Annotated in this window: 22 protein-coding genes and 1 tRNA gene; 12 read left to right on the top strand and 11 right to left on the bottom strand. The window is 64.7% G+C overall.

Annotated elements, in window-relative coordinates; translation table 11 throughout:
- Positions 1-3: 3 nt before the first annotated feature.
- From I8J34_RS12860 to gloA, 3 genes are all read left to right on the top strand, one after another.
- Complete coding sequence (locus I8J34_RS12860; protein ID WP_214361846.1) at positions 4-753, top strand: competence/damage-inducible protein A; 750 nt, start codon at positions 4-6, stop codon at positions 751-753.
- Positions 754-901: 148 nt separating this feature from the next.
- On the top strand, positions 902-1,657 hold the full coding sequence (locus I8J34_RS12855; protein WP_214361845.1) for a M48 family metallopeptidase: 756 nt from the start codon (positions 902-904) through the stop codon (positions 1,655-1,657).
- Positions 1,658-1,673: 16 nt separating this feature from the next.
- Complete coding sequence (gene gloA / locus I8J34_RS12850) at positions 1,674-2,057, top strand: lactoylglutathione lyase (RefSeq protein WP_214361844.1); 384 nt, start codon at positions 1,674-1,676, stop codon at positions 2,055-2,057.
- Between the two features lie 12 nt (positions 2,058-2,069).
- Here gloA and I8J34_RS12845 read toward each other — a convergent pair whose 3' ends face one another.
- The 3 genes from I8J34_RS12845 to I8J34_RS12835 form a co-directional block, all read right to left on the bottom strand.
- Positions 2,070-4,421 carry a response regulator gene (locus tag I8J34_RS12845; RefSeq protein ID WP_214361842.1) on the bottom strand — a complete coding sequence of 784 codons (2,352 nt, stop codon included), beginning with the start codon at positions 4,419-4,421 and terminating at the stop codon, positions 2,070-2,072.
- 15 nt (positions 4,422-4,436) lie between these two features.
- On the bottom strand, positions 4,437-5,486 hold the full coding sequence (locus tag I8J34_RS12840; RefSeq protein ID WP_214361840.1) for an HD domain-containing phosphohydrolase: 1,050 nt from the start codon (positions 5,484-5,486) through the stop codon (positions 4,437-4,439).
- A gap of 68 nt (positions 5,487-5,554) precedes the next feature.
- Complete coding sequence (locus tag I8J34_RS12835) at positions 5,555-7,948, bottom strand: putative bifunctional diguanylate cyclase/phosphodiesterase (protein WP_214361838.1); 2,394 nt, start codon at positions 7,946-7,948, stop codon at positions 5,555-5,557.
- Between the two features lie 415 nt (positions 7,949-8,363).
- Between I8J34_RS12835 and I8J34_RS12830 the strand changes: the two genes are divergently transcribed.
- The 7 genes from I8J34_RS12830 (at position 8,364) to I8J34_RS12805 (ending at position 13,790) form a co-directional block, all read left to right on the top strand.
- Positions 8,364-8,954, top strand: coding sequence for a helix-turn-helix domain-containing protein (locus I8J34_RS12830; protein ID WP_214361837.1), 591 nt, complete (start codon positions 8,364-8,366; stop codon positions 8,952-8,954).
- A 133-nt stretch (positions 8,955-9,087) separates the two neighbouring features.
- Entirely contained in the window at positions 9,088-9,741 is a 654-nt protein-coding gene (locus I8J34_RS12825; protein ID WP_214361835.1) for a hypothetical protein, read from the top strand.
- Positions 9,738-9,869 carry a hypothetical protein gene (locus I8J34_RS24850; protein ID WP_255553128.1) on the top strand — a complete coding sequence of 44 codons (132 nt, stop codon included), beginning with the start codon at positions 9,738-9,740 and terminating at the stop codon, positions 9,867-9,869. Before I8J34_RS12825 ends, I8J34_RS24850 begins: the two co-directional genes overlap by 4 nt.
- A 61-nt stretch (positions 9,870-9,930) precedes the next feature.
- A complete protein-coding gene (locus I8J34_RS12820) occupies positions 9,931-11,670 on the top strand; it encodes a replication endonuclease (RefSeq protein ID WP_214361833.1) in 1,740 nt (579 codons plus the stop codon).
- On the top strand, positions 11,654-12,391 hold the full coding sequence (locus I8J34_RS12815) for a hypothetical protein (protein ID WP_214361832.1): 738 nt from the start codon (positions 11,654-11,656) through the stop codon (positions 12,389-12,391). Before I8J34_RS12820 ends, I8J34_RS12815 begins: the two co-directional genes overlap by 17 nt.
- Before the next feature lie 187 nt (positions 12,392-12,578).
- Positions 12,579-12,803, top strand: a complete 225-nt coding sequence (locus I8J34_RS12810) for a DUF4224 domain-containing protein (RefSeq protein WP_214361830.1) — start codon at positions 12,579-12,581, stop codon at positions 12,801-12,803.
- 9 nt (positions 12,804-12,812) lie between these two features.
- Positions 12,813-13,790 carry a tyrosine-type recombinase/integrase gene (locus I8J34_RS12805; RefSeq protein WP_214361825.1) on the top strand — a complete coding sequence of 326 codons (978 nt, stop codon included), beginning with the start codon at positions 12,813-12,815 and terminating at the stop codon, positions 13,788-13,790.
- A gap of 33 nt (positions 13,791-13,823) precedes the next feature.
- Here I8J34_RS12805 and I8J34_RS12800 read toward each other — a convergent pair whose 3' ends face one another.
- The 6 genes from I8J34_RS12800 to rpsU form a co-directional block, all read right to left on the bottom strand.
- On the bottom strand, positions 13,824-14,642 hold the full coding sequence (locus I8J34_RS12800; protein WP_214361824.1) for a hypothetical protein: 819 nt from the start codon (positions 14,640-14,642) through the stop codon (positions 13,824-13,826).
- A gap of 202 nt (positions 14,643-14,844) precedes the next feature.
- Positions 14,845-14,921: transfer RNA gene (locus I8J34_RS12795), tRNA-Ile, on the bottom strand.
- 41 nt (positions 14,922-14,962) lie between these two features.
- Positions 14,963-16,966, bottom strand: coding sequence for an RNA polymerase sigma factor RpoD (gene rpoD, locus I8J34_RS12790; RefSeq protein WP_214361823.1), 2,004 nt, complete (start codon positions 16,964-16,966; stop codon positions 14,963-14,965).
- A 46-nt stretch (positions 16,967-17,012) separates the two neighbouring features.
- Positions 17,013-18,824: a DNA primase gene (gene dnaG / locus I8J34_RS12785; protein ID WP_214361822.1), complete on the bottom strand. Its 1,812-nt coding sequence runs from the start codon at positions 18,822-18,824 to the stop codon at positions 17,013-17,015.
- Entirely contained in the window at positions 18,821-19,282 is a 462-nt protein-coding gene (locus tag I8J34_RS12780) for a GatB/YqeY domain-containing protein (RefSeq protein ID WP_214361820.1), read from the bottom strand. The genes dnaG and I8J34_RS12780 overlap by 4 nt, the downstream gene beginning before the upstream one ends.
- A gap of 87 nt (positions 19,283-19,369) precedes the next feature.
- A complete protein-coding gene (gene rpsU, locus I8J34_RS12775) occupies positions 19,370-19,582 on the bottom strand; it encodes a 30S ribosomal protein S21 (protein WP_144179261.1) in 213 nt (70 codons plus the stop codon).
- A gap of 141 nt (positions 19,583-19,723) precedes the next feature.
- Here rpsU and tsaD point away from each other — a divergent pair, with 141 nt between their 5' ends.
- The gene (gene tsaD / locus I8J34_RS12770; RefSeq protein ID WP_214361818.1) at positions 19,724-20,743 is read left to right on the top strand and encodes a tRNA (adenosine(37)-N6)-threonylcarbamoyltransferase complex transferase subunit TsaD; all 1,020 of its coding nucleotides are present in this window, start codon (positions 19,724-19,726) and stop codon (positions 20,741-20,743) included.
- Between the two features lie 8 nt (positions 20,744-20,751).
- Here the strand turns inward: tsaD and plsY are convergent, their stop codons facing one another.
- On the bottom strand, positions 20,752-21,366 hold the full coding sequence (plsY, locus tag I8J34_RS12765; RefSeq protein ID WP_214361816.1) for a glycerol-3-phosphate 1-O-acyltransferase PlsY: 615 nt from the start codon (positions 21,364-21,366) through the stop codon (positions 20,752-20,754).
- Between the two features lie 56 nt (positions 21,367-21,422).
- Between plsY and I8J34_RS12760 the strand changes: the two genes are divergently transcribed.
- A complete protein-coding gene (locus tag I8J34_RS12760; RefSeq protein ID WP_214361815.1) occupies positions 21,423-21,794 on the top strand; it encodes a dihydroneopterin aldolase in 372 nt (123 codons plus the stop codon).
- Positions 21,795-21,856: 62 nt separating this feature from the next.
- Here the strand turns inward: I8J34_RS12760 and I8J34_RS12755 are convergent, their stop codons facing one another.
- Positions 21,857-22,225, bottom strand: coding sequence for an H-NS histone family protein (locus I8J34_RS12755; protein WP_230411821.1), 369 nt, complete (start codon positions 22,223-22,225; stop codon positions 21,857-21,859).
- Positions 22,226-22,402: the final 177 nt, after the last annotated feature.

The raw sequence follows: 22,402 nt of genomic DNA, 5'->3' as shown, positions 1-22,402 counted from the left end.
TTCATGGGCTTTGGCGCCATCATCATCGGTGACGAGATTCTCTCCGGTCGCCGTCAGGACAAGCATCTGGCCAAGCTCATCGAGCTGCTCGGCGAGCGTGGGCTCAAGCTCTCGTGGGTGCGCTATGTGACCGATTCGCGCCCCTTCCTGGTCAAGACGCTGCAAGAGACGCTGGCTGCCGGCGACGTGGTGTTCAGCTTCGGCGGCATCGGTGCCACGCCCGACGACCACACCCGCCAGGCCGCCGCCGCAGCGCTGGACCTGCCGCTGGCGCTACACCCCGAGGCCGAGGCCATCATCCGCGGCCGGTTCGGCGACCAGATCAACGATCACCGCCTGCAGATGGGTGTGTATCCGGAAGGCGCCGCGATCATCCCCAACCCCTACAACCAGATCCCCGGCTTCAGCATCGCCAATCATTATTTCGTGCCGGGCTTTCCGGTGATGGCCTGGCCGATGGTGGCCTGGGTGCTCGACACGCATTACGCCCACCTCTTCCATGCCGAAGACTACGTGGAGCAGGCGGTGACGGTGTGGGAGGCCTACGAGAGCCAGCTGATCGACCTGATGGAGCGCATCACGGCCGACTATCCGGACCTCACCCTGTTCAGCCTGCCGGCCTTCGCCGAAGGCGAGCGCCGCCACAGCCTCGAGCTGGGCGTGAAAGGGCCGGTGCCGCGGGTGACCCTGGCGATGGCCGAGATCACCGCCGAACTGGCCCGGCGCGGTTTCAGCTGGGACGACAAGGCATGAGCGCGCCCGCCCGGCCGCCCGTAGGGCGCGCGCACCTCCCGCGGGGAGGGTGGAGCAGGGGTTTCGCCGAGCACTGCTCGGCGCCTGCGGAACGGGTCGGCTGTGCAAAGCCGACCCTCCGTCGCGCCAGCGACAGGCGGGCCGTCCCGTGAGCGCTGCGCTGCGCAGCGAGCACCATATCGAGTTGCAGGGCCGGCCGGTCGGCTATCGCCTGCGCCGCTCGGCACGGCGCACCCTGGCGCTGACCGTCGATGGACGCGGCCTGTCGGTGGCGGCGCCGCTGCGTGCACCGCATGCGGCGGTCGAGGCCTTTTTGCGCGCCAATGACCGCTGGGTGATCGACAAACTCACGGCGCTGGCCGAGCGGCCGCAGCCGGTGCGCCTGGCGGTGGTCGACGGGCTGCAGTTTCCGGTCTTGGGCGTGCCGTGTAGGCTGGCACTGTCGCGCGGGCGCACCGAGGTGCGCTGGCTGGCCGCCGCCGGTGGCGATGAGGCCGGCCTCCAACTGCGCTGTACCGCGCGCCAGTCGCCGGCCGAGTGCCTGCGCCGGGCGCTGCAGGCGCGGGCGCTGGCCTATTTCGAGGGGCGGGTGGCGGAGTTCGCGCTGCGCATCGGGGTGTCAGTGCCGCCGGTGGGGTTGACCCAGGCGCGCACCCGCTGGGGCAGTTGTTCGGCGCGCGGCATCCGCCTGCACTGGCGGCTGATCCATCTGCCGGCCGAGCTCATCGACTATGTGGTGGCTCACGAAGTGGCCCACTGTGTTCATATGAATCATTCGCCGCGCTTCTGGGCGCTGGTCGGGCAGGTGATTCCCGACCTGGCAGGCCGCCGGGCGCGGCTGCGGCAGCAGGGCCGCACGCTGCCGGAATTCATCGACGCCGACGCGGCGCCGACTCATCCCTGAAGAGAGGACACTTCCCATGCGTCTGTTGCACACCATGCTCCGGGTCGGCGACCTGGACCGATCGATCGCCTTTTACACCGACGTGCTCGGCATGCAGCTGCTGCGCCGCAAGGACTACCCGGAAGGCCGCTTCACGCTGGCCTTCGTCGGCTACCAGCCGGAGTCCGAAGGCGCGGTGATCGAGCTGACCCACAACTGGGACACCGCCAGCTACGACCTGGGCAACGGCTACGGCCATATCGCCCTCGGCGTGCCCGATGCCTACGCGGCCTGTGACACGATCCGGGCCGCCGGCGGCAAGGTGGTGCGCGAGGCCGGGCCGATGAAGCACGGCAGCACCGTGATCGCCTTCGTCGAAGATCCGGACGGCTACAAGATCGAGTTGATCCAGCGCGACTGAGCGCGCGCCGCTTCAGGCCGCGACGCTGCGCAAGGCCTCGGCGAAGCGGTCGAGCTCGGTGTCGAAGTGGCTGAGCGCGGGCGCCAGCCCCTCGGCCTGGCCGTCCCGGCACAGGCCTTCCAGCGCCGTGGCGGCGGCCACCGCGCTATCGGCCGAGAAATTGGCGATGGCGCCCTTGAGCGCATGCACGGCCGCATGGATGGCCTGCAGATCGCCGCTTTGGCGGGCGCTGTCGAAGTGCTGGCGCAGGCCGGCCTCGTCCTTGAGGTAGAGCCCGGCCAGCTCCTGCATCAACGTCTCGTCGCCGCCCAGGTTGGCCAGCAGGGCGTCACGGTCGAAGACCGCCAGCGGGTTGTCGAATGTCGTCGCGACGATGTCGGTGGGCCGGAGGGGCGGCTGGCCGCGGGTGACTGCGGCCAGCGCCGTGGCCAGGGCGGTGGGCTGGACCGGTTTGGGGACATCGTCGTCCATGCCGGCGGCCAGGCAACGCTCGCGATCGCCGGGCATGGCGTGGGCGGTCATGGCGATCACCGGGGTGTAGTGACCACGGGCCGCCTCGCGTTCGCGCAGCCGCGCGGTGGCTTCGAAGCCGCCCATCTCCGGCATCTGGACATCCATCAGGATCACATCGAAATGCGTGTTCTCGCAGGCGGCCAGCGCTTCGCGGCCGTTGCTCACCACCTGCGTGGCATGGCCGAGCTTGTCGAGCAGGCGCAGGGCGAGCATCTGGTTGACCTTGTTGTCTTCGGCCAGCAGGACGTTCAGGCGGCGGCGCTTCTCGCGCAGGCTGTGACGGGTGATCAGTGGGCCGAGGCCGTCGGCACCGACAGCCAGCAGGATGGCATCGAGCAGGTCGGAGGGTTCGATCGGGCGGCTCAGGTAGGCCTGGATGCCGAGCTTGCGGCAGCGTGCGGCGTCGCCGCGCTGGCCGGCGTTGGCGGTCATCAGCCGTACCGGTGCGTGTTGGCCCGGCCGGGCGTTGAGCGCTTCGAAGAAGCGGAAGGCGCTCATGTCGCCCAGGTCGGTGTCGGCGACGATGGCGTGATAGGCCACCTCGGGGGCGTCGCCGGTGAGCCCGGCCAGGGCTTCGGTGCCGCTGGCGCAACTGTCGCACAGCATGTGCCAGCTTTCGATCATGCCGGTCAGGTGACTGCGGCTGGCCTCGTTGCCGGCCACCACCAGGATGCGCAGTGCTTTCAGATCGGCATCAGCCGGCAGCAGTAGCGCGGGGGTGCGGTCGCGATCGAAGCGGGCGGTGAAGTGGAAGGTGCTGCCGTGGCCGGGGGTGCTGTCGACCCACAGCCGGCCGTGCATGCGGCCGACCAGCTGTGCGCAGATGGCCAGGCCCAGGCCGGCGCCGCCGAAACGCCGAGTCGAGGAGGTGTCGGCCTGCGCGAAGGCTTGAAAGATCAGGTGCTGTTTGTCTTCGGCAATGCCGATGCCCGAGTCTTCGACCGAAAACTGCAGCACGGCGCTGTCCGGATGGCTTTCGGCCAGATCGACATGGACCGCGATATGGCCGTGCTCGGTGAATTTGAGCGCGTTGCCGATGAGGTTGAGCAGGACCTGGCGCAGCCGGTGCGGATCGCCGACGAGATGGTCGGGGACCGTCGGTGCGACATGGTAGGTGAGCGCCAGGCCTTGGCGTTCGGCCGCATCCTGGAGCGTGCGGTGGCTCAGGGCGACACAGTCGCGCAGGCCGAAGCCGATGTGTTCGAAGTCCAGCTTGCCCGATTCGATACGGGAGAAATCGAGCAGATCGTTGACCAGGCTGAGCAGGTTGTCAGCAGCGTTCTTGACCAAGGTGAGGTATTCGCGCTGCTCGCCGTCGAGCCGGGTTTCGAGGGCCAGGTCGGTCATGCCGATGATGGCGTTCATCGGGGTGCGGATCTCATGGCTCATGTTGGCCAGGAAATCGCTCTTGGTTTGGTGGGCGGCCTGGGCCAGCGCCCGGGCCTCGTCGAGCATCTGTTCGGCGTGGCTCTGTGCGGTGACGTCGGCCGCCGTGCCTGCCCAGCCGAGCACGCTGCCGTCGTCGGCCCGCCGTGCCCGCAGGCGAAGACGCAGGCGGCGGGGCTGGGCGTCGGCCGAGGGGCAGGACACGGTGTGCTCGGCCATCGCTGCGTCGGTGCCGGCCTGGCGAGCCAGTGCTTCGCGCAGGGCGGCGCGCGCCTGCGCCGGCAGGCGGGCGAGTGCGTGCCGGCCGAGGGCCTGCGCCGGGGGCTGACCGGTGAGGCGTTGCCAGGCGGCGTTGAGATAGGTCCAGCGCAGCGTCGCGTCGGTCTCGAATACCAGCTCGTCGAGATTGTCGAGCAGATCGGCCGGCGACGGTGCGGGCAGGGGAGGAGCAGGCTTCTTCGCCATGTCGGTCAGGGGCGGCTACAGGGGCGTGGCGTGAGCATCCTGGAAGCGCTGGCGGATGTCGAGAACCTCGGTCCAGCGGGCGAACAGGGCGTCGACGCAGCGGGCGTCGAAATGCCGGTCGCGGCCTTCGCGCAGCAGGGCGGCGGCATCGTCGAGCGACCAGGCGGGTTTGTAAGGGCGCGCCGAGGTCAGGGCGTCGAACACATCGGCGACCGCCACGATGCGTCCTTCGAGGGGGATGGCGTCGCCGGCGGTGCCATGGGGATAGCCGGAGCCGTCGAACTTTTCGTGATGGGTCAGAGCGATGACGGCGGCCATCTGGATGACCGGCGAGGTCGAGCCCTTGAGGATGTCGTGGCCGATCAGGGGGTGGCGCTTCATCTGGTCGAACTCGTCGGGCGTCAGCCGGCCCGGCTTCATCAGGATGTGGTCGGGGATGCCGAGCTTGCCGACGTCATGCATCGGCGCGGCATGCAGGAGGCGATCGGTGAACTCGCCGTCGAGCCCTTGCTGGCGCGAGATGAGGGCGGAGTAATGGGCCATGCGCAGGATGTGGGCACCGGTTTCCGGGTCGCGGAACTCGGCGGCGCGCGCCAGGCGGGTGACGGTTTCCTGTTCGCGCTCGTGGATCTGGGCGGTGGCTTCGGCGATCTCCGCTTCGAGCGAACGGGCCCGGGCGCGGGTGGCCAGGTGGGCCCGGCGCAGCGCCAGCATGTTGTGAACACGGGGTTGGAATTCGTTGCGGTCCACCGGCTTGTTGAGGAAGTCGGTGGCGCCGGCCTGCAGGGCGTCGTAGCGGGTCTGGCGTTCATGGTCGGCGGTGACCATCAGGATCGGCACGTCGTCGCGGCCGGGCGTGGCACGAAAGCGGCTGATGAATTCGACGCCGTCGAGCCCGGGCATCATGTAATCGACCACCACTAGATCGGGTTCGTTGGCCTGGCACCAGGCGAGCCCGGCGAGCGGATCGACGAACGGCACGGGTTCGCAGTCCGATAATTTTCCGACCAAGGCCTGCATCAGTGTCAGGTTGAGCGGGGTGTCGTCGATGATGACAATCTTCATGGCGTCGAGTGTGCGCGGTCGTCAGAAGCTTTACGGCATACCCGGTCGGCAAGTTGAGCGATTTGTGCTCAGTGCCCGCCGGGCGGATGGGCGGCGCTGTTGCGCCCCGCTGCGATGGCGGTCGGGACGGCGACTTTTCCGGCCAGGAACGCGGCGAGCGTGGTCGGTGTCATCGGTTCGGCGAGCGCGAAACCCTGTACCGCGCCGCAGCCCTCGGCGCGAAGCAGGGCAAGCTGGGCGGTGTCTTCCACCCCTTCGGCGCAGGTGTCCATGTGAAGCGCCTGGGCAATGGCGATGATGGCGCGCACCACGGCGGCGGTTTCCGGATGCGCGGCAATAGCCGTCACGAAGGCGCGGTCGATCTTGATGCGGTCGAGCGGCAGCGTGCGCAGGTAGGCCAGCGAGGAGTAGCCGGTGCCGAAATCGTCGAGCGCAATACGGATGCCGGCCGCGCGCAGGGCGCGCAGATGCCCTTCGGCATGGGTGGTGTCGCGCAGGAAGATCGACTCGGTCAGCTCGAGTTCGAGGCGCCGGGGCGACAGCCCGTGGGTGTCGAGCAGGCCCAGGATGGTCTCGCACAAGGCCGGGTTGATGAACTGGGCGAGCGACAGGTTGACCGACAGCCGTACCGTGTCGGGCCAATGGGCGGCCTCGCGAATGGCGGCGTCGAGTACCCATTCGCCGATGGCTTCGATCTGACCGGATTCTTCCGCCACGGCGATGCACTCCTGCGTGTCCACCATCCCGAGCCGCGGATGGTGCCAGCGCAGCAAGGCCTCGCAACCGCTGACACGGCCGGTGTCGAGCGCGAAGATCGGCTGATAGGCCAGTTCGAATTCGCCACGCTGCAGTGCGCCGCGCAGCTCGTGCTCCAGGAACAGCCGCCGCCGGGCGCGGGTGTCCATCTCGTAGTCGAAGAAACGGAAGCGTCCCTTGCCGTCGAACTTGGCGGCATAGAGGGCGATGTCGGCATTCTTCAGGAGCTGTGCGCCGCTGCGCCCGTCCTTGGGGGCGATGGCGATGCCGATGCTGGTGCCGACCCGGACATGGGCGCCTTCGACTTCGCAGGGGTCTTCGAAGGATTTGACGATGCGCGCGGCCAGCTCTTCGGCGTCTTCGGGCAATACCTCGCCCCAGCGGATGATGGCGAATTCGTCGCCACCGAGCCGCGCCACGACATCGCTGCGCCGGGTGCGCCCTTGCAGGCGCTGGGCAACCACCCGCAGCAGGCTGTCGCCGAAGGCGTGTCCGAGGGAATCGTTGATCGCCTTGAAGTTGTCGAGATCGAGGCAGAGCAACATGGCGGGGACGGCGTCCGTGCCGGGGGCGTCGTGAATGCGGTCGATCAGCTGATGGAAGTGGTTGCGGTTGGCCAGTCCGGTGAGCCCGTCGAAGCGTGCCATTCGCTCGACTTCCTGCTGGGCCCGCAGCGACTGCGTCACATCGGTGCCGACGCCGCGCCAGCCGGCGGGTTTGCCGTCGGCGTCGGCGAGGGGTTTGGCGGTGAGGGACCACCACCGGGTGGTGCCGTCGAGCACCACCGGGACCTGTATGTCACGAAACGCGGTGCCGGCCTCGAAGCGCCGGCACAACTGCTCGTAGGCCATGCGCTCTTCGTCCGGCACGCGGTCGAGCGTCTGCGCGATCAGGGCCAGCAAGGGCTGCCCCGTCAGCGCCTGCATGCTGCTACCGAAGACATTGGCCATGCGCTGGGAGACATGGGTGAGCCGGCCGTCGGCATCGGTTTCCCACAACCAGTCGCTGGCGTTCTCCTCGAAGTCGTTGAGCAGCAGGCCGACCAGTTGGCGCTGGCGCTCGGTTTCGGCCTCGGCCATCACGCGCGCGCCGAAGGTCCGGGCGTTGGACAGCACGCTGCCCATCACGATGATGGTGTAGATCAGCAGCAGAAGCGACAGGCCGATGGCCAGCGCATGATCCATGCGCAGCAGGCCGATGAAGGTGGCGGTGCCGAGAATGGCCACGTAGGTGAGGGCGGCCTGCGGCACCGTGGCCAGCGCAAAGCCGCCGGCGCAGATCATGCCAGTGACCACCGCCGTCAGCATGATGCGCGTGTCGGCGTCGCCCAGCGGCATCAGGAGTATCGGGACGACCGACCACAGGATGGCGAGCAGCGCCGCATGCTTGGTGGCCCGCGCCAGGGCCCGGGGCGAGGCCGTGGTGGGCGTGCGGCCCTGTCGTCCGCGCCACCAGGCATGGATGCCGGTGCCGGCTGAATACAGGATGAACAGCGCCCAGGCGACCAGCAGCAAGGGATTGAGCTGATCGCGAAAGGTCCAGCCGACGATCGTGGCGTTCAACGCGTTGGCCAGCATGGTCAGCGGCGTCAGGCGCAGGACGGCCTGGATCTGCCGCGCACGGAACTGCGCCGCCAATGGCGCGGCCGCATGATACGGCGCCATGGCGGTCTTGATCGGTTGGCAAAGTTGTCCCAGTCGCTTCATGACGGGAGGATGTCCTCGGCGGTGCTGTACGGGTCCGGTCGGCGGCGGATGCCTGAGTGGCATGCCTCTCGCTGCACAGGGGCGAGCTTACGCGATTGGAATGGACTGCGGGAGGCGGGAGAGATGACCGGTCGGTCTCGCCAGTCGATGGTGGGCCCTGCGGGACTCGAACCCGCAACCAACGGATTATGAGTCCATTCGCAAGAGTCGTCAGATCAACGGCTTGTCCTTGAATCCTTCTACAATGGTCCGCGTGCGGCATCCCTGAAAGGCCCGTCATTGCTGTGGGACATTCCGGAATGTAGAAGCCCCTCCCTGCCAGTCCCGGTGCCTTCGACAATGCGCTGGCGCATCACCTGTGCTCGACTGCCTATAATCACGTGCGTGGAATCGGCAATGCGACCTTGGACAATTCATGAAGATCACATCTGAGCAAAAAAAGAAAGAGCCTCGCGCGCTGCCGCAGTCCCCTATGGATGGACTGGCTGTTCGAATTCGCCAGTGCCGGGAAAGAAAGGGCTTTTCACTGGCAGATCTGCACAAGGCTACGGGACTGTCCAGGACGGCACTTCATGACTATGAGTCCGGAAGGACGAAGCCTGGTGCCCGCGAGTTGCTCGTCATCTGCGAGCACCTTGAGGTAACTCCGAACTGGTTGCTTTGTGGAACGGAAGAACCGATGAAGCGCAGGGAGGGGCTGCGATCATTGGTGCGGCTGCGGAATAGCCCGATGCTGGCGATGGGGGGGATGTTGTTGTTTCCTGCCATTCTGGCCGTGATAGACGAGGATGAGTTTGAGGCCTTGCTGACTCTGATCGCTTCGATGTTGGAAGCAAAGGATCCGAGCACCTACAGACACATCTCGGTTGCGGCAGAATTCTTGGCTGAAACGGTCGGAGAGGGAAGCCCAGAAGATTTGGCAAAGCTGGCGGAGAAGGCGAAAGATCCCCGCTTTATGCAGGAGTTGCAGGAGAAAATCAGGGAAAGGATTGAGCGCGCAGGCTAGATGCTGCGGGAATCCAGAAGCCGGCGAAAGCCGGTTTTTTTTGGCTGATAAATCGCATATGCCTACTATTGACTGTTTTTGCGAACAGTGGCAATCTGTTCGCTAAATCAATCTTTCGAAGGATTTTGCGAACATGAAGATTCCGAACGTACTTCCTATCACTGCGGAGCAATCCCGCGCCGCACGTTTCCAGCTCGGCCTGACTCAGGCAGAACTCATCGCGAACAGCGAGCTTCCCGGCTGGAAGCTCAAGCAGTTCGAAACTGGGCGCTTCGTCCCGGACATCCCTTTTCTGGAGTCCCTGCGCGACTACTTTCAAGAAAAGGGCATCCAGTTCGGCGATCAACCGACCGCCCGGTTGAAAACGGCAACCAACAGCAACCACGCGGAAAGCCAGCTGATCGGCCAGCAGCCGCGCATGGGCTTTTTCGTCACTGATGAGGTGCCGGCGGACGTCGTGCAATCCCTGCTTGAACGGATGACCGCCAACGACGAGCGTATCGGTGAGTTGATGGATGGCCGCGTGGAAAGTGGGTGGTTTTCGGAGTTCGACGAAGACACCGAAGCCAAAGTGCGGCAGCTTGCGGCGGCGTTGGCCGAAAACTACATCCTGTTCTGCTCCCTTCAGGGCCGGAATCCGTTGATCCGCCCCGCCAAGGGCCACAAAACGCTCGCTGACGTCATTGCCAGCGTCTATGTGGAATCGCCCGCTTTCGCATTGATCAACGGCCCCCACGATGCCGACGGTAGCGCGGAAGAAGCACAAGACACGGAGGGCGTAGCATGAGCCCGACCATTCCAGTCCCCATGCTCACCGGCGCTGGCAGCGGAAAAGTGGCGATGGTGTTGGCCTTGCTCACGGCCCTCGCCATCGCGGCTCGTAGCAAAGCAACCACTCAGAACAACCGCTCCTGATCCGGGTTCGGTGATGCTCACCCCCGCTCAGCGCTCCCGAGGGCCACGGCCAACCGGTTGGTTGGCCGACTTCGGGCGCAAGGTCGAAGCCGACGACGCTCGATGGTTGGCGAACCAGATCGCACCGCTGCCAGACTCGTTTGCCAAGCGGGTATTGGCCGGGCGGGAGCGTCGCATAAAGGCTCAGTCTGGAACGGAGGGGCTTCGCGCTGGCAATCAATGGTTGGTCGCCCAGGTCAGCCGACTGGATCGATTCGCGCTCGATCTGTCTGCCTCTGACGACGACATCCGGGCGTTTGCCGTCGAATGTATCGATGACGTGCGCTCCTTCCTGTCAGCGCTGGTCGTCAGTGACCGGAGCGCAGTGCTTCGCCAACTGGATGACTACGCCTATCGCCGGGCCGGCTTTCGCTGGCCTTCTGGCGCTCCGCTGGCTGCAGTGACGGCACGAATGACTGATGCGGGATGGTGGCGCCGTATGTTGCGCAAACACATCGGGCGCGGTGTCGATCAGTCCGCACGGGAACTTGGGATGGTGCATCGTCGCGCCGGGCTGTACTGCGCGGATGAAACGGTGCGTTGGCATGCCGACCAGACCCGGCGTAACCGGATGATGCTGGAAGGCCAAGAGGCCGTGAATCAGTTCGGCGACACCTTCGGACTAGATGAACTCGCCGACAAGGGGTTGGCGAAAGCAGCCAACCGCCGCGCCGATCTGATGGTGCGAATCCGAGGTTTCGAAGACTATGCGCGGGAGCATGGCCACGTCGGGATTTTCATCACTTGGACGGCTCCGAGTGCCTACCACCCGCGCACTGCCGACGGAAGGGCAAACCCCCGCTATATCGATGGCTCGACGCCGCGCGACGCTCATGCGCTGATCTCGCGTCAGTGGGACAAGGCGCGCGCCAAGCTCGGGCATATGGGCATCCACCGCTACGGCTTTCGGGTTGTCGAGCCACACCACGACGGCACGCCGCACTGGCACATGCTGGTCTTCGTGGCACCGGAAAATCTCGATGCGCTGGTGTCCGTGCTGGCCAAATACGCACGGGCGCCAGAGCCGCAGGAAATGACCACGCCGGCCGCGCGTCGGGCGCGTTTCGACTTCAAGTTGATCGACTGGAAGCGGGGCAGCGCCGCCGGCTACATCGCTAAGTACATCGCGAAGAACATTGACGGTTGCGGCGAAGCCGGCCCCGTGGGCGACGACTTCGAAGCAAGCGGCGCGCAGAGCACGGCCGACACATCGGCCCGCGTGCGCGCTTGGGCGTCGCGCTGGGGCATCCGCCAATTTCAACAGATCGGCGGCCCGAGCGTAACCGGCTACCGCGAACTGCGCCGCCTGCGCCATCTGACCGCCGATGGCATCCCGACTGACTTTCACCAGGTGTTGCAGGCCGCAAACGATGGCCAGTGGCACCACTACGTGACTGGCTGCGGCGGCATCGACACCCCGAGGGCAGAACGCCCGCTGCAACTTGCCCGCCACGACGCCGGCCGCCTGAATCGCTACGGCGAAGCCGCCGCCCCAGAACTGATTGGGGTCGAGTGGAAAGGCGCGCTTGTTGAAACCCGCCTGTACCAATGGGAAATCCGGAAGAAGGCCCCGCAGGAGGCCGGCAAAGCGGGCGCAGCCCGCGCCCCTTGGACTCGTGTAAATAACTGTACGCGCACCAAATCGGTGCATTCGCGCTTTTCGGTAATCGACGGCAAATCCGGGGGTGATCCAGTATTTCCCCCATCCCTGACGACACCCCATCAGCACGCGAGGGCATCAGTTCATGCACACCGACACTAACCGCACCCGGAAAACCCCACCGAAGCGCGAGCAGTCGCGCCCGCTGTCGGAGCGCAGCCGTTGGGCCTATTTCATGCACGGCATGAACCCTGACGACACCGACGCTGCGGCAGTGGCACGAATCGGCGCCGCCTTTGGCCCGGAGCACCCGGCTTGGATCGTGGCCAGTCGCCCCGGCCAGGAAGCCACCAGCGGCCGCTTCCGCCATATGCGGAAGTACGTATTGCAGCTCACCAGGCAGCAGGCCGCCGTCTATCTGCGGGTGTCCCCCCGCACGATTGCAGCATGGGAAACCGACGCCTCCGCCGTTCCCTTCTCGGCCTATGAGGCATTGCGGCTGCTCAGCGAGTCGCCCGAATTCCGGTTGTCGCATCGTCGCTGGGATGGGTGGTTCGTCAATCCGCAAAGCGGCGGGCTCGTATCGCCAGACCGGGGCCGGCTGGCTGTCACCCCTGAGGAAATCAACGGCCTTCCGCAGCTGTACGCGCAGCGCGAATTCCATCGGAGCGAGGCCGACCGCCTCAAGCGCGAACTGGCCGAGGCTATCGCCGAAAACACCCGACTCCGCGAATTGTTCCTGTCCGATGGCGTGACGGATCAACTGCGCGGCATGCATGACCAGCTTTCCGGGCTCCTTGGCCGCATCGGCACGGCCAAGGTTCTCGAGTTTCCTTCCGCCAACCACGCCATCCACTCACAAGCAAAGGTCGCCGCACAATGAAACCCCGCTCACCTCTTCCCGTCCTTCTCCACCCCAAGGCGCATCTTGTCGCTGCGCTCAATCACGCCCGACTGATCGGCCGTCTGCACGACATTGCGCCTACATATGACCACAGTCGAAATAAAGCACGACGGCTGAAAGCACGGTTGAACCGTGGTTTGACCAAGTAGGCAACAAGGGCGCGACGGTGGAACCGCTGTTTCTCAGCAAAGAGGAAATCGCCGAGCTGACCGGCTTCAAGCTGCATTCCAAGCAATGCGGCTGGCTGCGTCAGAACGGCTGGATCTTCGAGCAGAACGCAAACCGCCGGCCGATAGTCGGCCGCGCCTACGCGCGCCAGCGCCTCGGCTTCGCCAGCGACTCAGCGCCCACGCCATCCACCGCCCGCCCGAATTTTGACGCCCTGCGATAAGAGAACCCCATGGGACGCCGCCGCACCAAAGACCTGAACCTGCCACCCCGGATGCACCGGAAGGGTGAAACGTTCTACTACGTCACCACCACCCAGCCGCGCAAGTGGATCAAGCTTGGGAAGGATCTGAACCAAGCGCGCATCCGCTGGGCGGAACTGGAAGGCGAGGCGAGCAGCCCGGATGACCGCACCTTCGCGATCATCGCCCGTCGCTACGAGCGCGAAATCATCCCGGCCAAGGCGATACGCACCCAGCGGGACAACATGGCCGAACTGGCCAATCTGCTGAAAGTCTTCGGCACCATGCCGATCGATGCAATCCGCCCAGCCGACGTGCGAACCTATCTCGATCTGCGGGGAAGAACCGCCAAGACACGCGCCAACCGCGAAAAGGCGTTGCTGTCGCACATCTTCAACCACGCGCGGGAATGGGGTTACACCAACGCCCCCAACCCCTGTGCCGGCATCCGCGGTCACAAGGAAACCGGTCGAGACCGTTACGTTCAGAACAATGAATTCACGGCGGTGCGCGAGCACGCGCACTACACCGTGCAGAACGCCATGGACTTGGCTCTACTGACCGGGCAGCGGCCGGCCGATCTGCTGAGACTGACTCGCGGAGATATTCGCGAAGGTGCGCTTCACATCGTCCAAGCGAAAACCGGGAAGAAGCTGGCGATTGAGATCACGGGCGAACTGGCACAGCTCATTGAGTGCATCACGTCGCGCCCGGCGAAGATCGGTAGCCAATGGCTGATTCACGATGAAAGCGGTCAGCCGCTCACCTACTGGATGCTGCGCAATCGATTTGATAAGGCCAGGACGGCGGCCGGTGTGTCGTTCCAGTTCAGGGATATTCGGGCGAAGTCAGCTACGGACATGGAAGACCTTGGACGTGCTCAGCAGCTACTCGGCCACAAGACCCGTGGTATGACCGAGCACTACACCCGACAGCGGCGCGGGGAGAGGGTGAAGCCACTTAGATAGCTGCCGAGAGGTGCTGCGGATGTCGTGGCATGGTTAGGTGTACATGCCGGCAATCGCGGCATGGACGATCCAAAGCATGCCCATGATTTGATCGCCAACATCATCATCCGACTGTTTCTTGATGCTCTCTTCTAAGTTCTTTGTGGTGGTTGCGACATCATTGATCTGTCGATCAACTTCCGTTCGAAGATCGCTCAGCTTCTTGTCGGTAGCCCTTTGTTCGTCATCAAAGCGTGCGTAAATCGAGTTGATTTGCCCCTCCAGTGCCGCCATGCGCTCTTCTAAACTCTGTCCGCTTCGGCTTTGCGATATACGACCTCCAACAAAACCACTTCTGGAAACAAGATTGGCTCCCTTGAGATAGACAGTTGTCGAGTACATCCGCAAGGGGATGCGCCGCAGATATGTAGCTAGGCGTTCTTTCATGGGCCGCAATTTGAACAGTCGAAGGTTCGAATCGATTGACTTTACAATCCACATCACGCCGAAGATTTGCAGGGCTGCCGCTACCACGCGATTTAGCTGCTTCAAACCATCCCCGAGGCCAAGCACGTATGCAATCGAGAGATGGGCAACCATAAGTGCTATTGGTAAGAAAACCGGATAACCGTCCCATATCCAAGCAGGGAGTTGCTTGATGTGTGCCCAGCGAAGGGACCAGCCACGGAACTCTTGTTTATACACTGCGGGCCCTGTCAGTCTGTACGCTGCGCCATGATACATGGCTATCAACGTGGTGCGGCAGGTGGATTGGACGCTGAGTTGCTCCTGTGGAATTGCAGGTGTTTTGGCATAGGTGCCAAAAAAAGCTTCAGCTATTTCATGTGGTTGCAAAAGAGCGATAGGCGCCAATTTTATGCCGACGCCCTAGCTTTGCGCGCTTTTTGTCACAGTTTTAGCCCGAAAGTACGCGGAAATACTGAGAGTGACAAAATGGCTGCAAAACGATGACAAAACGCTCGCAACGCCACAGGTGACGGTGCCTTTTGTAGAAAAGGGGGCGAGTTTGTAGAAACGACGTGCCGTCGAAAGCGGCTAAAACCCGCGTGGCTATTGGTGGGCCCTGCGGGACTTGAACCCGCAACCAACGGATTATGAGTCCGCTGCTCTAACCGATTGAGCTAAAGGCCCCGGCGCACGGACCCGGGCGGGTCCGTGCGGGGTGAGGCGGATCAGGAGTCGCTGTCGAGGAAGCTGCGCAAACGCTCGGAGCGCGAGGGGTGGCGCAGCTTGCGCAGCGCCTTGGCTTCGATCTGGCGGATGCGCTCGCGGGTGACGTCGAATTGTTTGCCGACTTCCTCGAGGGTGTGGTCGGTGTTCATTTCGATGCCGAAGCGCATGCGCAGCACCTTGGCTTCGCGCGGCGTCAGGGAGTCGAGGACGTCCGAGGTGGCGTTGCGCAGGTTGGAGTACAGCGCCGCTTCGTTCGGGGCGAGGGTCGAGGTGTCCTCGATGAAGTCGCCCAGATGCGAGTCGTCGTCGTCACCGATCGGGGTTTCCATGGAGATGGGCTCCTTGGAGATCTTCATGATCTTGCGGATCTTCTCCTCGGGCATTTCCATCTTCTTGGCCAGGGTGGCCGGATCGGGCTCGAGGCCGGTTTCCTGCAGGATCTGGCGGCTGATGCGGTTCATCTTGTTGATGGTCTCGATCATGTGGACCGGGATACGAATGGTGCGTGCCTGGTCGGCGATCGAGCGGGTGATGGCCTGCCGGATCCACCAGGTGGCGTAGGTCGAGAATTTGTAGCCGCGGCGATATTCGAACTTGTCCACCGCCTTCATCAGGCCGATGTTGCCTTCCTGGATCAGGTCGAGGAACTGCAGGCCGCGGTTGGTGTACTTCTTGGCGATGGAGATCACCAGACGCAGGTTGGCCTCGGTCATCTCGCGCTTGGCGCGGCGGGCCTTGGCTTCGCCGGTGGACATGCGCTTGTTGATGTCCTTGAGTTCCTTGAGCGAGATCCCCAGGCGGGTCTCCATGTCGATCAGCTTCTGCTGCTCTTCCATGACCGCGGGGTGGACCCGCATCAGGCCTTCGGCATAGCCCTTGCCGGCGGCGATCTGGTCCTTGAGCCAGTCCAGATCGGTTTCCTGGCCGGGGAAGTGCTTGATGAAGTGGGCACGCGGCATGCCGGCCCGATCGACGCACAGGCGCAGGATTTCGCGCTCGTGGCTGCGCACCTGCTCGACCATGTGGCGCACCGAGTCGCACAGGTTTTCGATCATGCGGGCATTGAAGCGCAGGTGCAGGAGCTGGTCGGAGATCTGCTGCTGCAGCGCGAGGTAGGCTGGATCCTGGGAGCCTTGCTTGGCCAGCAGTTCGACCTGCTGGGCATACAGTTCGCGCAGTGCGGCGAAGTGCTTGAGGCCTTCTTCCTTGAGGATCTTGAGCGAGGCGGCGCCGTCGTCGGCTTCGCCGTCGCCGTCGTCATCGCTGTCGTCGTCGCTGTCGTCGGCGTCGTCGTCGCTGTCTTCGGCCGAGGCGCCGTCGTCGGTGTCGTCAGTCGAGGGAGTGAGGTCTTCGTCTTCGCCGTCGTCCGGGTTGATCAGGCCGTCGATGATCTCGTCGATGCGCATCTCGTCGCGCTCGACCTTGTCGGCCATTTCGACCATGCGGGCAATGGTCGTCGGGCAGGCGGAGATGGCCTGCACCATGTGCTTGAGGCCGTCTTCGATGCGCTTGGCGATCTCAATCTCGCCCTCGCGGGTGAGCAGTTCGACCGTGCCCATTTCGCGCATGTACATGCGCACCGGGTCGGTGGTGCGGCCGAATTCGGTGTCGACCGAGGACAGGGCCTGTTCGGCTTCCTCTTCGGCATCGTCGTCGCCGGACGAGGCGACGCCGTCGGACATCAGCAGATCTTCGGCAGAGGGGGCCTCGTCGAAGACGCGGATGCCCATGTTGCTGAAGGTGGCGATGATCGACTCGATCTGTTCTGCGTCGACGAGGTCGTCGGGCAGGTGGTCGTTGATCTCGGCATAGGTCAGGTATCCCCGTTCCTTGCCCAGCGTGATCAGCGATTTGAGCTGGGTGCGACGCACTTCTGCATCGAGCGGCGTCGCCGGCGCGGTAGCGGCGAGGACTTCGCTGATGGCGTTTTTCTTGGCGCGCGGCTTGGCGGTACGACCGCGTGCCGGGCTCTTGCGTGGCGTCTTGGAGTGTTCCTGGGCCATGGTGCTCCTCGGATCTTCGGAGAAGTCGGAAAAACAGAAAATTATATTACGAATCTGAGACTTTGGGTTGTGGCTTTGGGTTCCGCTTCTTTTGTTGTAGCAGTTGTGCGTAGCGTTTCCGCTCGTCCGGCGTGAGTTCACCGGCGCGGGCGGCCAGACGGTTGAACTCATCTTCGAGCGCCTTGGCATGCAGGGCGTGGACGGTGTCGTGGAAGACGGTCTCCACCACGGCTTCGTCGATCACGTCTTCGGCCTGCTCGGCACACATGCGGGTGAGCGTGAGTTCGTGCGGCGTGTGGCGGAAGTGCTCGAGCAAGGTGCCCATCGCGCTCTTGTTGCCGAGGTCGCCGACGCTGACGGCGTCGATGATGGCGATCAGCGCGCGGCCCTCGTCGCTGCCTGGCGGGATCAGGTCCACCGGCAGGCGGGCGGCCCAGGCGGGGTGGTGCAGCACGATGCGCAGCAGGTTGGCTTCGAGCGGCCGCGGTTGGTGGCGCGGGCCCCGCACGGCGGGCGGCTCTGCGTCGTCGCGCCGGCCCTTGCCCTTGCGCCACGGTTCGTTCGTCCGGCTGGGCGGCGGCGGAGGCGTCAGGCCCCAGGCTTGCATCAGCTCGCGTTCGTCGAGCGCGCAGCGCTTGGCCACGGCCTTGAGCACTTGCAGCTTGAGCACGCCGGCGCCGATGCGCAGTACCAGCGGTTTGGCTTCGTGGGCATAGCGGGCACGGCCTTCGGCGCTGCTCAGGTCGGCCTCGCCGGCCAGTTCGCCGAGCAGGAACTCGGTCAACGGGGTGGCGTTGGCCACCTGTTCGGTGAAGGCATCGGCACCGAATTCGCGCACATAGGTGTCGGGGTCGTGCTGGTCGGGCAGGAACAGGAAGGCGACCTGTTTGACGTCGTTCAGTGTTTCGAGCGCCGCCTCCAGGCCGCGCCAGGCGGCTTTGCGGCCGGCGGCGTCGCCGTCGAAGCAGAAGACCACGCGGTCGGCATGGCGGAACAGTTTCTGGATGTGGGTGGCGGTGGTCGAGGTGCCCAGGGTGGCGACCGCGTTGGGCACGCCATGCTGGGCCAGCGCGACCACGTCCATGTAGCCTTCGACCACGATCACCGTGTTGCTGCTGCGAATCGACGGGCGCGCCTGAAACAGGCCGTACAGCTCGCGGCCTTTCTCGAACAGCGGCGTTTCGGGCGAGTTCAGGTATTTTGGTTCGCCCTGGTCGAGGATGCGTCCGCCAAAGGCAATGACATTGCCGCGGCTGTCCTGGATCGGAAACATGATGCGGTCGCGAAAACGGTCGTAGCGGCGGCCCTGGTCGTTTTCGATGACCAGGCCGGCCTCCAGCAGCGATTTGTCGGCGTAATTGGGCACCACCTTCTGCAACGACTGCCAGCCGTCTGGGGCGTAGCCGATGCCGAAGCGGGCGGCGATCTGGCCGGTCAGCCCACGGCGCTTGAGGTAGTCGATGGCGCGCTCTGCGCCTTTGAGCTGCTCGCGGTAGAAGCGTGCGGCGGCACCCATCAACTCGGTCAGCGACTGCTCTTTTTGCTGCTCGCCGCGGCGCGCCTTGCGCTCTTCCGGCACGTCCACGCCGACCTGCCGGGCCAGTTCGTGAATGGCCTCGACATAGCTCAGGCCGCTGTATTCCATCAGGAAGCCGATGGCGCTGCCATGCGCACCGCAGCCGAAGCAGTGGTAGAACTGCTTGCTCGGGCTGACCGAGAAGGAGGCGCTCTTCTCGCCATGGAAGGGGCAGCAGGCGAAGTAGTTCGCGCCCTGTTTCTTGAGCGAAACATGGCGGTCGATCACGTCGACGATGTCGACGCGCGTCAGCAGGTCCTGGATGAAACTCTGAGGGATCAAGGCGCGGGCGGGGCGGCGTTGAGTGCCGCCTTGACGCGGGCCGAAACGGCCGCCATGTCGGCGCGACCGGCCAGTGCCGGCTTGAGTTGCGCCATCACCTTGCCCATGTCGGCCGGCGAGGCGGCGCCGGTGTCGGCAATCGCTTTGGCGACGGCGGCGTCGATCTCGGCGTCCGACAGCCCGGCCGGCATGTAGGCCTCCAGCACCGAAATCTCGAAACGCTCCTGCGCTTCGAGATCGGCCCGTCCGCCTGCGGCATATTGGGTTGCCGAGTCGCGGCGCTGCTTGAGCTGCTTTTCGATCACGGCGGCCACGCCGGCATCGTCCAGCGCGGTCTGCCCGTCGACTTCCTTTTGCTGGATGGCGGCGAGCAAGAAGCGGATGGCAGACAGGCGCGCGGTGTCGCGGGCGCGCATGGCGGCCTTCATGTCATCTTGCAGGCGGGCTTTGAGCGACATGCAGTTCTCCTGGGCAGAAACGCAAAAAACCACGCCTGGTGGAGCAAGGCTGCTCCGCCAGGCGTGGTGATGCCGTGCCGAAACGGATCAATACATTTTCGGCGGCAGAGTCTGGCTGCGCAGGCGCTTGTGGTTGCGCTTGACGGCGGCGGCCAGCTTGCGCTTGCGCTCGGCCGTGGGCTTTTCGTAAAACTCGCGCGAACGCAACTCGGTAAGCGTCCCGGCTTTTTCAATGGTGCGCTTGAAGCGGCGGATGGCAACTTCAAACGGCTCGTTTTCTTTGACGCGGATCCCCGGCATTGCGTGATTCCTTGGAGGCAAATGTACAGAAACGGCGCAGTATATCGAGTCAACGTCTGCATGCCAAGTCCACCCTGCGGGGATTTGCGTCCGGCGGTGCCGGATGTGGCTAAAATGCAGGCCGTGAAACAGGGGAGCGGCATGATCGTACTGGGTTTGGAGAGTTCGTGTGACGAAACCGGCGTCGCGCTCTACGACACCGAGCGAGGCCTGATCGCCCAGCAGCTGCATTCGCAGATCGACCTGCATGCGGCCTACGGCGGCGTGGTGCCCGAGCTGGCCTCGCGCGACCATGTGCGTCGCATGCCGGTCCTGATCCGCCAGGCGTTGGCCGAGGCGGGTGTGTCGATGGCCGGGCTCGACGCCATCGCCTACACGGCCGGCCCCGGGCTGGCGGGCGCGCTGCTGATCGCGGCGGGGACCGGTCAGGCACTGGCGGCGACGCTCGGTATTCCGGCGCTGCCCATCCATCACCTCGAAGGCCATCTGCTGTCGCCCCTGCTCGCCGACGATGCGCCGGCTTTTCCGTTCGTCGCCCTGCTGGTGTCGGGCGGGCATACGCAGTTGATGCGGGTCGATGGCGTCGGCCGCTACGCCTTGCTCGGCGAATCGGTGGATGACGCGGCCGGCGAGGCCTTCGACAAGACGGCAAAGTTGATGGGGCTGGCCTATCCTGGCGGGCCGGTGCTGGCGCGCCTGGCCGACCAGGGTGTGGCCGGGCGGGTCAAGCTGCCGCGACCGATGCTGCACTCCGGCGATCTGAACTTCAGTTTCAGTGGTTTGAAGACGGCGGTGATGACCCAGCTGCGTGACGCCAGCATCGCCCCGGCGGACATGGCGGCCGAGTTCCAGGCGGCGGTGGTCGACGTGCTGGTGGCCAAGTCGCTGGCGGCGCTCAAGCAGACCGGGCTGTCGCGACTGGTGGTGGCGGGCGGGGTGGGCGCCAACCAGGCCCTGCGCGCACGGTTGAACGAAGCGACGGCGCGACGACGCCAGCGGGTGTTCTACCCGGAGCCCGCGCTATGCACCGACAACGGCGCAATGATCGCCTTTGCCGGCGCCCTGCGCCTGCTCGACGGCGAGGGCGAGGGCGAGGGCGGCGCGCATGCCGTGGCGGTGCGCCCGCGCTGGCCGCTCGACAGCCTGTCGGCGCCGCGCTGAAGGCTGAGCTACTCGGCGCTGCCGCGCTTTTTCTGGCCGATACGCGATTCGGTGCCGGCCAGCAGGCGTTTGATGTTGTCCGCATGGCGCCACAGCAACATGGCCGTCATGACCAGGCAGGCGCCGGTGATGGCCGGTGCGCCGAGCAAGACATGGGCGAACACCGGCGCGGCGATGGCCGCTACCAGCGCGGCCAGCGACGAATAGCGGGTGGTCAGGGCGACGATCAGCCAGGTGATGGCGCAGGCCAGCGCCAGCCAGCCACTGAAGGCCGCCAGCACGCCGATGGCCGTGGCGACACCCTTGCCGCCCTTGAACCCGAGAAACACCGGAAACACGTGGCCGATGAAGGCGGCGATGCCGGCCAGCGCGACTGCCACATCGGCATCGCTGCCGAACTGGCGCATCACCCACACCGCGATCAGCCCCTTGGCGGCATCGCCCAGCAGGGTCAGCACGGCGGCTTTCTTGTTGCCCGAGCGCAGCACATTGGTGGCGCCGGGATTGCCCGACCCGTAGCTGCGCGGATCGCTCAGACCGAAGGCCTTGCTGACGACGACCGCGAAGGGGACCGAGCCGATCAGGTAGGCGGCCAGCGTCAAGAGGGCGAGGGGGAGTGTCATGTCGGGGGCGGGGGCGCTTCAGGCTAGAATGGCGACAATTCTAGACGAGAGCCGATATGGATTTCATCTTCATTGAAGAGCTGCGGGTCGAGGCGCAGGTCGGGATCTATCCGCGCGAACGTGCCGCGGCCCAGACCGTCGAGTTGAATCTGACCTTCGGCGTGCCAGATGCGGCCGCCGAACGGGACGACATCGCCGACACCATCGACTACGCTCAGGTCATTGCGCGCATTCGCGAGGAGCTCGCGGTGCGCCATTTTAATTTGATTGAAACCTTGGGCGAATTCGTCGTCGCGCTGCTGTTCAATGAATTCGACGCCCCCTGGGTCAAGCTGCGCATTGCCAAGATCGGGGTCATGAAAGGCGTGCGACGCGTGGGGGTATTCATTCAGCGCGGTCGGGACGGGCGTGCCCTGGGTCCGGAATGAGGGCTGTTGCGCCCAACAAAAAGGCCGCCCCATCTGGCGGCCTTTTTGTTGGCGAAGCCGAATTACTTGATCAGCAATTCGTCGAGCGATTTGCCGGCTTCCAGCCATGCTTCGACCCAGCGCGGTTTGCGACCGCGCCCCGTCCAGCCCGCCTTGGGGTCCTCGGGGTTGCGGTATTTCATCGGCACGCGCTTGCCTTTGGCCGGCGAGGCGGCCTTGCGGCGGGGCTTCGGTGCGGCTTTCGGGGCGCTCTTGGCCGGTGCGTCGGCGAGCACTTCGTCGAGGCTGACGCCGTGCTCGGCGGCAATTTTCTTGAACTGCTTGAGGACATCCCGGCGCGCCGTCTCGTCACGACGCCGAATTTCGGTTTCCAGCTTGCCTTGCAGACGACGTAATTCAGGGACCGACATTTCGCTCAGGTTGATATCCATTCGATTTCCTCTGGAGGTTATTTTAAGTTCTCGGGTGTGGCGTCAGGTCATGGATTCGATAAATCCGTCGACCGCGGCCTGATTTTGCCATTGTTGATTTGCGAAGATCAATGTTTTTTCGCGCCGATTGTTAATTGGATTGGGGAAAACCCGAAACCGGATCGCGAATGAGCGGCG

Origin of the sequence: Denitromonas iodatirespirans, from assembly GCF_018524365.1 — a bacterium.
Taxonomy (GTDB): Bacteria; Pseudomonadota; Gammaproteobacteria; order Burkholderiales; family Rhodocyclaceae; genus Nitrogeniibacter; species Nitrogeniibacter iodatirespirans.
Note: the sequence above shows the minus strand (reverse complement) of the source record. Positions and strands in the feature narration are given on the sequence as shown.